Below are 11,728 nucleotides of genomic sequence, written 5' to 3'. Positions count from 1 at the left end.
CCACGCCTGCGGCGCGCCGATGGCCGCACTGCTGCTCGCCGCCGCAGGCGTGGCCGTCGGCGCCGCCGGCGCACTGCTAACCGCGCGGCGGCTCGCGCGGTCCCTCGCCGCGCTCGAGCAGGAAGCCGACCGCGTGCGCCGGCTTGACCTCGACCCCTCGCCGGCAAGCGGCGTCGCAGTGGCGGAGGTGCAGGCGCTGGGCGCGGCGATGGAGGGAATGAAGTCAGCGCTGCGCCTCTTCAGCGTCTATGTCCCGCGCGACCTCGTACGCAAGCTGATGGCCGAGGGCGCGGAGGCGGAACTCGGCGGCGAACGGCGCCGACTGACCGTGATGTTCAGCGACGTGCAGGGTTTCACGAGCATCGCCGAGCGCATGGACCCGGAGGAGCTGATGCGCATCACCTCGACCTATTTCCAGGCGCTCACCGACGACCTGCTGCAGCACCACGCGACCATCGACAAATACATCGGCGACGCGGTGATGGCGATCTGGAACGCGCCGAAGCGCGACCTGGCGCACGCGATGCATGCCTGCCACGCGGTGCTGCATGCCAGGCAGCTGACTCTGCGGCTTGAGGAAGAATTCGCCGCGCGCGGCTGGCCACGCCTGCACACGCGCTTCGGGGTGCACAGCGGGGATGCGGTGGTGGGCAATGTCGGATCGTCCGACCGCATGGCCTATACGGCGATCGGATCCATGGTGAACATCGCCTCCCGCCTCGAAGGCATGAACAAGATGTACGGCACGCAGATCCTGGTCTCGGAGCAGACGCGCATCGGCGCCGGCAGCGCCTTCGTCTTCCGTCCCGTGGACCTGGTGCTGGCGAAAGGCACGCAGGATCCGCTGGAGGTGCACGAGTTGGTCGGGCTCGCCGTCGCGGCGGAGGACCGGGACAGGCCGCTGCTCGCGGACCCCAGGCTGGTCGCGCGCCTGCCCGCCTGGGGCGACGCGATCCGGGCGTTTCGCGCGGGGCAGTTCGCGCGCGCGTCGGAGGCCTTCCGCGAGGCGGGCGATCCGGTGCGGGATCCGCTGCTTGCCGCGTATGCGGAGCGCCTTGCGCGGCATCCGGGTGGACCGCCAGCCGGCTGGTCGCCCGTGACGCGGCTTGAGAGCAAGTAGGCCCCGATGGCTAAAGGCAACCGCAAGCCGATCAAACTCGCATTGCAAGGCGGCGGGTCGCACGGCGCCTTCACCTGGGGCGTGCTCGACCGGCTTCTTTCCGACGACCGTCTGGAGGTGGAGGCCGTGGTCGGCACCAGCGCGGGGGCCATGAACGCCGCCGTCGTGGTGGACGGGCTGATCGCGGGCGGGCCCGACGAAGCGCGCCGCCGGCTCGATGCCTTCTGGGACGGCGTGGGCGGGATGTTCACGATGTCACCCATCCAGCCGACGCCCTTCGACATGATGTTCAGCGCCGGGAATATGGACTTCTCGCCGGCCTGGCGCATGGCGGACGTGCTGATGCGGCAGTTCTCGCCCTATGAGTTGAACCCGCTGAACGGCAACCCGCTGCACGAGCATATCGAGGCGATGGTCGATTTCGATCGGCTGCGTGAGGCGGCGGGCCCGGCGCTGTTCGTCTGCGCCACGAACGTACTGACAGGCCGGCTGCGCGTCTTCGAGCGGAAGGAGATGACCGCGGCGGCCGTCATGGCATCGGCCTGCGTGCCGTTGCTGCACCATGCGGTGGAGGTTGAGGGGCAGCACTACTGGGATGGCGGCTATTGCGGCAATCCGCCGATCTTCCCCCTGATCTACATGGGCGGGTCGCCAGACATCGTGATCGTGCAGTTGAATCCCATCAACATCCCCGAGGTGCCGCGCGACATCCGCGCCATCGTCGACCGGATGAATACGCTGGCCTTCAATTCATCCCTGATGCGCGAGATGCGCATGATCCGCTTCGTAACGGACCTGATCGACAGGGGCGACCTGCCGGCAGGAAAGTACATGCGCTGCCTGATCCACAGCGTGGATGCGGAGGAAGAACTCGCCGCCTTCAACGCAAGTTCGAAGATGAATGGCAGCATCGGCTTCCTGCGCCACCTGCGCGCGCTTGGCGTGGCGCGGGCCGACGCGTTCCTTGCGGCGCATTTCGACGATATCGGCACGCGGTCCTCGACGGACGTGGTCAGCAAGTTCCTTTGAGCAGCGCGATGACTTCCCCGTCGGGCAATTGGTGGAAGTCCGCGTAGCAAGCGCCGATGCCGAAGGGGATGTCCGCGACCTCGGCGACGACGATCCGGTCCGCCTCGGACGCGAGCGCATCGATCGCCTCCTGCGGCGCGACGGGCACGGCGAGGATGAGCGGCGCGGCCCCCGCGGCGCGTAGCGCGCGCAAGCCGGCACGGGCGCTGGCGCCGGTCGCCAGCCCGTCATCGACGAGGATCGCCGGTCGCCCTCGCGGATCGGGACGGGTGCGACCGGCCAGGTAGAGGCGGCTACGGCGCTCGAGTTCCGCCGTCTCCGTCGCCTGGATCCGCGCGATGTCCGTCGCCATGAGCCCGCAGGAGGCGACGATATCACGGTTGAGCACCGGCTCCGCGGCTCCGTCGGCCAGCGCGCCGAACGCGAGTTCCGGGTGCCAGGGGACGCCAAGCTTGCGCACCAGCAGGGGCACGAGTGACGCGCCGAGTGCCGCCGCGATGGGTGCCGCGACGGCGGCGCCGCCGCGCAGCAACGCAAACACCAGCGGCCGATCGAGGTCGAGCGCGCGCAGCAGCGGCACCAGTCTCTCCCCCGCATCGCGCCTGTCGCGAAAGAGAGGAAGGTGCCCGAGCATGGAGCTAACGCAGGCTGGCGTTTATCCTCTCAAGCGCCTCGATCCCAGGGCAGAGAACCGCGTCGCCAAGCGCATTCAGCGGCGTGGGGACCGTACCGAGATGCTCGTGCAGCGCAGAGGGATTGGGCTCGACATAGATGAGGCCCGTCACGATCTCGCCCGCCGCCTTGCGTTCCAGGATGTGGTGCATGGCGGAGGCACGATTGGTCGGGTCGTGGCCCGCATGCAGCTTGCGCAGGCGCAGCAGCGAGCCGTCATGCTGCGTGACCTCGGTGACCTCGCCGGGCGCGTAGGAGACGGTGATCTCGTCCCGTTTCAGCATGACGTCGAGCTTGTTCAGCGCGTCATTGTGCTCACGGACATAGTCGTACGACTTCGTGCTGCCGGCGTGGTTGTTGAAGGCGACGCAGGGGCTCAACACGTCGAGGAACGCCGCGCCCTCATGCAGCAGCGCGGCCTCGATCAGCGGGACGAGCTGCTCCTTGTCACCCGAAAAGGAGCGCGCCACGAAGGTCGCGCCCAATTGCACGGCAATGGCGGCCAGGTCGATCGGCTGGTCGGTGTTCACCGTCCCCTTCTTGGCGACGGAGCCGAGATCCGAGGTCGCCGAGAACTGCCCCTTGGTCAGCCCGTACACGCCGTTGTTCTCGACGATATAGGTCATGTTCACGCCGCGGCGGATGCTGTGCGCGAACTGTCCGAAGCCGATCGAGGCCGAGTCTCCGTCCCCCGACACGCCGAGATAGATGAGATCCCGGTTCGCCAGGTAGGCACCGGTGAGCACCGACGGCATGCGCCCATGCACGGAATTGAAGCCGTGCGCCGCGCCGAGGAAGTAGGTTGGCGTCTTGGACGAACAGCCGATGCCCGACATCTTCGCGATGCGATGCGGCGGAAGGGAGAGATTGAAGCACGCCTGGATGATCGCCGCGCTGATCGAATCATGACCGCAGCCGGCGCAGAGCGTGCTGATCGCTCCTTCGTAGTCGCGCCGCGTGAGGCCAATCGCGTTCGTCGGTAGCTTCGGATGGTGGAGTTTCGGCTTCGGCAGGTAGCTCATGGCGTGGCCTTGCGGAAGGGCAGGATGTTGGCCGCCGATGCGCGTTCGGCGATGGCGGCCTGGATGAAGCGGGCGGTGATCGGCGTGCCGTCGTAGTGCAGCACGGGGATCAGCTTCGCCGGGTCGATCTCCTCCTCATTGACCAGCAGCGTGCGCAGCTGCGCGTCGCGATTCTGCTCGACGACGAAGACGCGCTCATGCGCCGCGACGAAGGCGGCGACGTCCTGGTGGAAGGGGAAGGCCCGGATCCGCAGCGCGTCGAGATGGATGCCCTGGGCCTCGAGCGCCACGAGCGCCTCCCGCATCGCGGCAGAGGAGGAGCCGAAGAAGATCACCCCGTCCCTCGCCTTCTCCTTCGCCGGAATGGCGACGGGATGCGGGACGATCGACTTCGCCGTGTCGAACTTGCGGAGCAGGCGCTGCATGTTGTCGACATAGGGCGCGCCTTCCTCGGTGTAGCGCGCATAGCGGTCGCGGGAGGTGCCGCGCGTGAAGAAGGCGCCCTTCTCGGGATGCGTGCCCGGCCAGGTCCGATAGGGAATGCCGTCCCCATCCACATCGAGGTAGCGGCCGAAGGACGCCGCGGCATCCAGGCCGGCGGCATCCAGCACCTTGCCGCGGTCCATCTTCCTGTTCGGATCCCAGGCGAAGGGCTCGCAGAGCCAGTCATTCATGCCGATGTCGAGGTCGAGCATGACGAAGACGGGCGTCTGCAGCCGGTCCGCGAGGTCGAAGGCATCCGCGCCGAAGGCGAAGCATTCCGCCGGATCCTCGGGCAGCAGCAGAATGTGCTTCGTGTCGCCGTGGCTGGCATAGGCGGCCGACAGCAGGTCGGATTGCTGCGTGCGCGTCGGCATGCCCGTGGACGGCCCCGCGCGCTGCACGTCGAACACCACGGACGGAATCTCGGCGAAATAGGCGAGGCCGAGGAACTCCTGCATCAGCGAGATGCCCGGCCCCGAGGTGGCCGTGAAGGATCGCGCCCCGTTCCAGGCCGCGCCAACCACCATGCCGATGGAGGCGAGTTCATCCTCCGCCTGCACGATCGCGAAGCGCTTAGCCCCGGTCTCGGGGTCCTTGCGCAGGCGGTTGCAGTACTTCTCGAAGGCCTCGGCGAGCGAGGTGGAGGGCGTGATGGGATACCAGGCGCAGACGGTGGCACCGCCATACACCGCGCCGAGTGCCGCAGCCTGGTTGCCGTCGACGAAGATGCGGTCGCCGACCGCATCCGCCCGCTTCAGCGTCAGCCCGATCGGGCAGGCGAGGTTCTCCTTCGCCCAGCCGCGGCCCATCTCAAGCGCGGCGAAGTTCGCCGGGATCAGCTTTTCCTTGCCCTTGAACTGGGCGGCGATCGCGCCTTTCACCGCCTCCACATCCATGTCGAGCAGCGCGGATAGCGCGCCGAGATAGACGATGTTCTTGAACAATTGCCGCTGCCGCGGGTCGGAATAGGCGGCGTTGGTGATCTCCGTCAGCGGCACGCCGATGATGGTGATGTCGTCGCGGAAGCGCGATCGCGGCATCGGCCTGGTGGAGTCGTAGAACAGGTAGCCGCCGGGCTCGATCTCGGCCACGTCGCGGTCCCAGGTCTGCGGGTTCATCGCGACCATCATGTCGACGCCGCCGCGACGGCCCATATGGCCCGCCTCGCAGATCCGCACCTCGAACCAGGTGGGAAGGCCCTGGATGTTGGAGGGGAAGATGTTGCGCGACGCGATGGGCACGCCCATGCGCAGGACGGATTTCGCGAAGAGACCGTTGGCGGATGCGGAGCCCGATCCGTTTACGTTCGCGAATTTTACGACGAAGTCGTTCGTCGCGACTATCGGCTGTGGCATGCGTGCGCCTTCGGCTTCGCGGTCTCGAGCAGGAACTTCTGCATGTCCCAGGCGCCTGTCGGGCAGCGCTCAGCGCACATGCCGCAATGCAGGCAGACATCTTCGTCCTTCACCATGACGCGACCAGTCTTGAGCCCATCCTGCACATACAGGTCCTGGTAGAGGTTGACGGCCGGCGCCTTCAGGCGCGTGCGCAGTTCATCCTCCTCCCCATTGTCGGTGAAGGTGATGCAGTCCGTGGGGCAGATATCGACGCAGGCATCGCATTCGATGCACAGCTTCGCCGAAAACACCGTCTGCACGTCGCAGTTCAGGCAGCGCTCGGCCTCAAGATAGGCCATCTCCCGGTCGAAGCCGAGTTCAACCTCGACCGTGATGTCGCGCAGTGCCTTCTCCGGTGGGATGTGCGGCACCTTGTAGCGCAGGTCAGGGGAGACGGCGTTGTCATAGGCCCATTCGTGGATACCCATCTTCTGGCTCGCGAGCCGCGTATCGGGCGGCGGACGGTCCGCCACATCCACCCCGCGGCAGAGCAGGTCGATGGAGACCGCGGCCTCATGCCCATGCGCGACGGCCCAGATGATGTTCTTCGGTCCGAAAGCCGCGTCCCCGCCGAAGAACACCTTCGGATGGGTCGATTGCAGCGTCTTGGGGTCGAGCTTCGGCAGGCCCCAGCGGTCGAACTCTACGCCGGCATCGGGTTCGATCCAGGGGAAGGCGTTCTCCTGCCCGATCGCAACAAGGACATCGTCGCACTCGAGGATGACGTCGGGCTCGCCCGTCGGCAGCAGGTTGCGCCGGCCCTTCTCGTCGTATTGCGCGGCCACCTTCTCGAAGACCATGCCGGTCAGGCGGCCATCCTCGTGCAGCACCCGCTTCGGGACGAGGAAGTTGAGGATCGGGATGCCTTCCTGCATCGCGTCCTCCTTTTCCCACGGGCTCGCCTTCATCTCCTCGAAGCCGGACCGGACGACAACCTTCACATCCTCCCCGCCCAGGCGGCGGGCGGAGCGGCAGCAATCCATCGCCGTGTTGCCGCCACCCAGCACGATCACGCGCCGGCCGACCGACTTCACATGCCCGAAGGATACGGAAGCGAGCCAGTCGATGCCGAGATGGATATTGGCTGCGGCTTCCTGCCGGCCCGGCACGTCGAGTTCGCGGCCGCGCGGCGCGCCCGATCCGACAAAGACCGCGTCATAGCCCTCATCGAGCAGCGCCTTGAGGCTGTCGACGCGGCTGTTGAGGTGGGTGACGACGCCACCGCGGTCGAGGATGTAGCCGCACTCCTCGTCGATAACTTCCTCCGGCAGGCGGAAGCGCGGAATCTGTTGGCGGATGAAGCCGCCGGCCTTGGCGTGGGCGTCGTAGACATGGACCTCGTAGCCGAGCGGGGCGAGGTCGCGCGCGACGGTCAGGCTCGAGGGGCCGGCGCCGATGCAGGCGATCCGCCTGCCGTTCCGCTCGCTCGGGATCTCCGGCATGCGGCCGGAGACATCCCCCTTGTTGTCCGCCGCGACCCGCTTCAGGCGGCAGATCGCGACGGGTTCCTCCTCGACACGGCCGCGCCGGCAGGCGGGCTCGCAGGGTCGGTCGCAGGTGCGGCCGAGAATCCCCGGAAAGACATTCGAATGCCAATTGACCATGTAGGCGTCGGCGTAACGGCCCGCCGCGATCATCCGGATGTATTCCGGCACGGGCGTATGGGCCGGACAGGCCCATTGGCAGTCGACGACCTTATGGAAGTGGTCCGGGGACGAGATGTCCGTCGGCTTCACGCGCGCTTCCTCCCGTCGGGATGTTTCCGAAACGGGGAGAAGGCACGGACGGTCATTCCGCCGCGGCCCATCTGCGATCAGGGATCGGTCGCTGCGCCAGCGCCGTCGTCATTCCTGTGCGTCCACTCCCCACCGTCTTCGACGGCTTCTGGATGCTGGCACGAAGGAAGCACGGTCGGCAATGCACGCATTCATGCTGCGGCGCAGCGCGATCAGACTTCGAAGAAGACCGTCTCGCCTTCGCCCTGCAACCGGATATCGAGGCGCCATTCGCCTGCACCCGCCGGTTGTGCGAGCAGCGTGCCGCGGCGTGCCTCCGGCACGAGTGCGAGGATCGGATCCTCGGCCAGTAGCGCATCGCCGGCGAAATAGGCGCGCGTGGAAACGCCGCGCGTCAGGCCGCGCGCGAAGATGGTGACCGCGACATGCGGGGCCTGCGTCGCATTGCCTGGTCCGGGGACCGCGCCGGGCCTGAGCGTGACGAAACGGAAGCGTCCTCCCGCATCCGTCGCGCAGCGGCCGAAGCCATGGAAGGTACCGTCGTAGCGACCGTCCGGACCAGCCTGCCAGATCTCGACCATTGCATCGGGCACGACAGCGCCGGTGCCGTCGGTGATGGTGCCGGTCAGCAGGATGCGCTCGCCCGCGGCATCAGCATTCGGCCCGCTAGGCCGCAGCAGGTCGGCCCATTCGGGAAAGTCGATCAGGTGCCAGTAGGGGCCGGCTGTCTGGCTCGCGGTCGCGCGGCTCATGTCAGACGGCCTCGAAGGGCGTGCCGGCCCGTCCGCGCAGCACGATATCGAATCGATAACCGAGCGCCCACTCATCACGCCCGACCGCGGGATCAAGCGCGGCGACGAGGCGCTGCTTCGCATCCTCATCCCCGCTGCCTTGGAAGATGGCGTCGAAGGCAAGCAGCGGATCGCCCGGGAAATACATCTGGGTGATCAGGCGCTGCGCGAAGCCCGGGCCATGCAGGCCGAAATGGATGTGCATCGGCCGCCATCCCGGGCCCGGATTGCGCCAGGGATAGGCGCCGGGCCGGATGGAGACGAAGGAATATCGCCCATCCCCATCGGTGAAGACACGGCCACGCCCCGAGAAGCTCGGATCGAGCGGCGCGTCGTGGGCGTCGCGCGCATGCGCGTAGCGACCGGCGGCATTGGCCTGCCAGACCTCGACCATGGCGTTGGAGACGGGTCGCCCGTTCTCGTCCATCACGCGCCCGGCGACGATGATGCGCTCGCCGAGCGCCGCCTTGCCCTCGGTGACGGAAAGATCAGCCTGCGGCGCGTACCAACGCGGTTCGAAACGCGGCGCGGACGCTTCCGTCAACGTCACCGGGATGCGCAGCGGCGCGGCTTCGGGATGCCGGTGCCACGTGCTGACGTAGGAAGGCTGGTCGAGTGACGGTTGGCTGCCCGCCGCCACCGGAAGGAACGGGACCGGATCCGCCATGCACGCCTCCCCCTGCGACTTTCGAGGAGGGTGGGCGCGCGCACGCCGGTGCGTCAAGCGCGACGGCTCACTCGATCTCCCGCATCATCCGCACGGTGGCGAGCAGCGCCTTCTCGTAGCGCGCGCGCTCCTTCGCCGTGACCTCCGGCGGCCAGTCGCGGAACCCCCTGCCCGTCTTGGGACCGAGCCGGTTCTCGGCGACCAGGCGCGCCAGGGTCGGGCTCGGATCCGGGCTGTTGCAGAGCGAAGGATAGATGGTCCGACCGGCTTCCAGCTGCGTCTCGAGCCCTGCAAGTTCCTTCTGCAGGATCGGGCCGGCGGCGAGGTAGCGAAAGCCGAAGCAATACCGTACGGCGTTGTCGACATCCTCCGCCGTCGCGAGGCCCTGGTCGATCACCGCGAAGGCTTCCCGCATCAGCGCATGCTGAATGCGGTTGGCGAGGAAGCCCGGCACGTCACGCGCGACGCGGATCACCTTGCGCCCAAGCCCGCCCATGATCGCCGCGACGGCATCGCAGACGGCCGGGTCGGTGTGCTCGCCCTGCACCACCTCGACCCCCGGCACGAGATGCGCCGGCAGGAAGAAGTGCAGGTTGGCGCAGCGCGCGCGCGTCGCGATCCCGCCCGCTATGTCCGTGATGCGGTAACCTGACGCATTGGAGACGACCGGGATAACCGCCGGCACGAGCGTGTCGAGCCGTCGAAACACCTCCTGCTTCAGCGCGAGGCGTTCCGGCACGGCCTCGACCACGATCTCGGCCGATGCGTAGTCGGGTGCGGCCATGTCCGCGACCAGCGTCAGCCCCGCGACCAGCGCGGGATCGGCGTCGAGTTGCGTGATGGAAAGCCGCACGCGGGCCGTGGCTTCCGGCCAGCGTGCCTCGTTCGTCTCGACGGCCGTGACGCGCCAGCCGCCGGCGAGGAATATCGCGGCGATGTCGCAGCCCATCAGCCCCATGCCGAGGACGATGGCGTGGCGCGGCGCGCTCATGCAGCGATCCCGCCCTGGCGGAGGACGAAGTCGGCAATCTCGGCGACGCCCTTGTTCTCCTTGAGGTTGGTGAAGACGAAGGGGCGCTGGCCGCGCATCCGCCGCGCATCCCGGTCCATTACGGACAGGTCCGCGCCGACCAGCGGCGCGAGGTCGATCTTGTTGATTACCAGCAGGTCGGACCGCGTGATGCCCGGCCCGCCCTTGCGCGGAATCTTGTCCCCCGCGCTGACGTCGATGACGTAGATGGTCAGGTCGGCGAGTTCCGGGCTGAAGGTCGCGGCCAGGTTGTCGCCGCCACTCTCGATGAACAGCACCTCGAGCGAAGGGAACTTCTCCACCATGTCGTGCACGGCGGCGAGGTTGATCGAGGCATCCTCGCGGATCGCGGTGTGCGGGCAGCCGCCGGTCTCGACGCCGGCGATGCGGGCGGGGTCGAGCGCGCCGGCGCGCGTCAGGAACTCCGCATCCTCCTTCGTATAGATGTCATTGGTGATGACGGCGATGTCGTGCCGGTCGCGCAGGTGCCGGCAGAGCCGCTCCGTCAGCGCGGTCTTGCCGGAGCCGACGGGGCCGCCGATGCCGACGCGGAAGGGGCCGTTGGCGGGCTTGGTCATGAGCGAAAGAGCCTCGTGTACTGGGTTTCGTGTCGGATGGAGAAGATGTCGAGCGCCACGGCGGCGGTGCCGAGCCGGTCGAGGTCAGCCATTAGCGCCGCATCCGCGGCGGTCGCGACCACGGGGAGCAGCGAAGCAGTCGCAAGCTGCCCATCCGTCTGGCCGAGCGGCACCAGGCGGACCCCGGCCGAGACCAGGTTCGCCGCGAAGGCGGAGAGGAAGCCGAAGGTCGCCTCCCGCAGCGGCACGCCATGCGCCGCCGCGGCGGCGCCGAAGGCGACGGCATGAGGGATCCGCCGCGGATGGCGCGCGGCGAAGGCGGCGAGCCGTGGCTCCGGCCAGGCGGAGAGGGTCACGGACAGGAAGGCGGTGCCCTGCGCCTCGGCCTCCAGCGCCGTCTCGGCGGTGCCGCGCCATGCGGCGCCGAGCTCGGTCGCGGCGTCCAGCGCTCGCGCATCGCCCTTCGCCATCGCCCGGTGCGCCGCGGCGAGCAGCGCGCCATCGACCCGCCCCGCGCCGTCGGTCAGCGCGGCCGAGACATAGGCGACAAGGTCGTCCCGCCCGCGCACCGCGCCGTCCTCCACCGCCGTCTCCAGCCCATGGCTGTAGGTATAGGCGCCGACCGGATAGGCCGGGGAAAGCCAGGCGAGCAGGCGGTACAGCGCCTCAATGGTGGTGGTGGTCGTGATCGCAGTGCTCGTGGTCGTGATCATGGTGATGATGGTGGTGGCGCTGGAGGCCAGGAGCGTGGTTGTGCTCGCCATAGGCGCCGCCCTCCGGGTCGAAGGGCGCCTCCACGCGGCGCAGCGTCGCGCCGAGCCCTTCCAGCATGTGCACGATCACATGGTCGTCGCGGATCAGGATTCGGTCGCCCTCGATCTGCGTCGGCAGGTGCCGGTTGCCGAGATGCCAGGCGAGGCGCGCGAAATGCTCGTGGCTCGATGCGCGGATCTCGACCAGCGGTTCCGGCGCAGCCTTGACGCGGACGAAGCCGCCCGAGGCAAGCGCCAACCCATCGCCTTCGCGCAGCACGGTCGCCTCCGGCAGGTCGAGAAGGAAGGCGAGGCCCCCCTGCCCCGTGTAGAGTTTCCGACGCCGATAGCGGTCGTCGAAATCGACGAGGACGGCGTCGCGCGCCTCCACCTCCGGCCAGGTGCCGGCGCGGTGCACCTCGGTGGCGCGGGGAATGCTCTCCTGGTCCAT

Annotated in this window: 12 protein-coding genes; 2 read left to right on the top strand and 10 right to left on the bottom strand. The window is 68.2% G+C overall.

Annotated elements, in window-relative coordinates; genetic code table 11:
- A partial coding sequence (locus tag HW577_RS01080; RefSeq protein WP_232474582.1) for an adenylate/guanylate cyclase domain-containing protein occupies nucleotides 1-1,120 on the top strand: 1,120 nt, incomplete at its 5' end.
- A 6-nt stretch (nucleotides 1,121-1,126) separates the two neighbouring features.
- Entirely contained in the window at nucleotides 1,127-2,149 is a 1,023-nt protein-coding gene (locus HW577_RS01075; protein WP_198374195.1) for a patatin-like phospholipase family protein, read from the top strand.
- On the opposite strand, the gene HW577_RS01070 is transcribed toward HW577_RS01075, so the two are convergent.
- From HW577_RS01070 to HW577_RS01025, 10 genes are all read right to left on the bottom strand, one after another.
- Nucleotides 2,133-2,729 (bottom strand): phosphoribosyltransferase, encoded by a 597-nt coding sequence (locus HW577_RS01070; RefSeq protein WP_332837295.1) that lies wholly within the window; start codon nucleotides 2,727-2,729, stop codon nucleotides 2,133-2,135. The two genes, HW577_RS01075 and HW577_RS01070, sit on opposite strands and share 17 nt — an antisense overlap.
- Nucleotides 2,730-2,787: 58 nt before the next feature.
- Nucleotides 2,788-3,843 carry a 2-oxoacid:ferredoxin oxidoreductase subunit beta gene (locus HW577_RS01065; protein WP_198374193.1) on the bottom strand — a complete coding sequence of 352 codons (1,056 nt, stop codon included), beginning with the start codon at nucleotides 3,841-3,843 and terminating at the stop codon, nucleotides 2,788-2,790.
- A complete protein-coding gene (locus tag HW577_RS01060) occupies nucleotides 3,840-5,681 on the bottom strand; it encodes a 2-oxoacid:acceptor oxidoreductase subunit alpha (RefSeq protein WP_198374192.1) in 1,842 nt (613 codons plus the stop codon). Before HW577_RS01060 ends, HW577_RS01065 begins: the two co-directional genes overlap by 4 nt.
- Nucleotides 5,666-7,459, bottom strand: a complete 1,794-nt coding sequence (locus HW577_RS01055) for an FAD-dependent oxidoreductase (protein ID WP_198374191.1) — start codon at nucleotides 7,457-7,459, stop codon at nucleotides 5,666-5,668. Before HW577_RS01055 ends, HW577_RS01060 begins: the two co-directional genes overlap by 16 nt.
- 212 nt (nucleotides 7,460-7,671) lie before the next feature.
- Entirely contained in the window at nucleotides 7,672-8,211 is a 540-nt protein-coding gene (gene pcaG, locus HW577_RS01050) for a protocatechuate 3,4-dioxygenase subunit alpha (RefSeq protein WP_198374190.1), read from the bottom strand.
- Nucleotide 8,212: 1 nt separating this feature from the next.
- On the bottom strand, nucleotides 8,213-8,917 hold the full coding sequence (locus HW577_RS01045) for a dioxygenase family protein (RefSeq protein WP_198374189.1): 705 nt from the start codon (nucleotides 8,915-8,917) through the stop codon (nucleotides 8,213-8,215).
- A 67-nt stretch (nucleotides 8,918-8,984) separates the two neighbouring features.
- On the bottom strand, nucleotides 8,985-9,908 hold the full coding sequence (locus HW577_RS01040; RefSeq protein ID WP_198374188.1) for a 3-hydroxyacyl-CoA dehydrogenase NAD-binding domain-containing protein: 924 nt from the start codon (nucleotides 9,906-9,908) through the stop codon (nucleotides 8,985-8,987).
- Nucleotides 9,905-10,525, bottom strand: a complete 621-nt coding sequence (gene ureG / locus HW577_RS01035) for an urease accessory protein UreG (RefSeq protein ID WP_198374187.1) — start codon at nucleotides 10,523-10,525, stop codon at nucleotides 9,905-9,907. The genes HW577_RS01040 and ureG overlap by 4 nt, the downstream gene beginning before the upstream one ends.
- Nucleotides 10,522-11,238 (bottom strand): urease accessory protein UreF, encoded by a 717-nt coding sequence (locus tag HW577_RS01030; RefSeq protein ID WP_198374186.1) that lies wholly within the window; start codon nucleotides 11,236-11,238, stop codon nucleotides 10,522-10,524. The genes ureG and HW577_RS01030 overlap by 4 nt, the downstream gene beginning before the upstream one ends.
- Entirely contained in the window at nucleotides 11,192-11,728 is a 537-nt protein-coding gene (locus HW577_RS01025) for an urease accessory protein UreE (protein WP_198374185.1), read from the bottom strand. The genes HW577_RS01030 and HW577_RS01025 overlap by 47 nt, the downstream gene beginning before the upstream one ends.

Origin of the sequence: Neoroseomonas rubea, assembly GCF_016106015.1 — a bacterium.
In the GTDB taxonomy this organism is placed as follows: domain Bacteria; phylum Pseudomonadota; class Alphaproteobacteria; order Acetobacterales; family Acetobacteraceae; genus Neoroseomonas; species Neoroseomonas rubea.
Note: the sequence above shows the minus strand (reverse complement) of the source record. Positions and strands in the feature narration are given on the sequence as shown.

Coding starts and splice junctions, on each gene's coding strand:
- HW577_RS01075 (WP_198374195.1), top strand. CDS start 1,127: ATGGCTAAAGGCAACCGCAAGCCGATCAAACTCGCATTGCAAGGCGGC.
- HW577_RS01065 (WP_198374193.1), bottom strand. CDS start 3,843: ATGAGCTACCTGCCGAAGCCGAAACTCCACCATCCGAAGCTACCGACG.
- HW577_RS01060 (WP_198374192.1), bottom strand. CDS start 5,681: ATGCCACAGCCGATAGTCGCGACGAACGACTTCGTCGTAAAATTCGCG.
- pcaG (WP_198374190.1), bottom strand. CDS start 8,211: ATGAGCCGCGCGACCGCGAGCCAGACAGCCGGCCCCTACTGGCACCTG.
- HW577_RS01045 (WP_198374189.1), bottom strand. CDS start 8,917: ATGGCGGATCCGGTCCCGTTCCTTCCGGTGGCGGCGGGCAGCCAACCG.
- HW577_RS01040 (WP_198374188.1), bottom strand. CDS start 9,908: ATGAGCGCGCCGCGCCACGCCATCGTCCTCGGCATGGGGCTGATGGGC.
- ureG (WP_198374187.1), bottom strand. CDS start 10,525: ATGACCAAGCCCGCCAACGGCCCCTTCCGCGTCGGCATCGGCGGCCCC.
- HW577_RS01030 (WP_198374186.1), bottom strand. CDS start 11,238: ATGATCACGACCACGAGCACTGCGATCACGACCACCACCACCATTGAG.
- HW577_RS01025 (WP_198374185.1), bottom strand. CDS start 11,728: ATGGACCAGGAGAGCATTCCCCGCGCCACCGAGGTGCACCGCGCCGGC.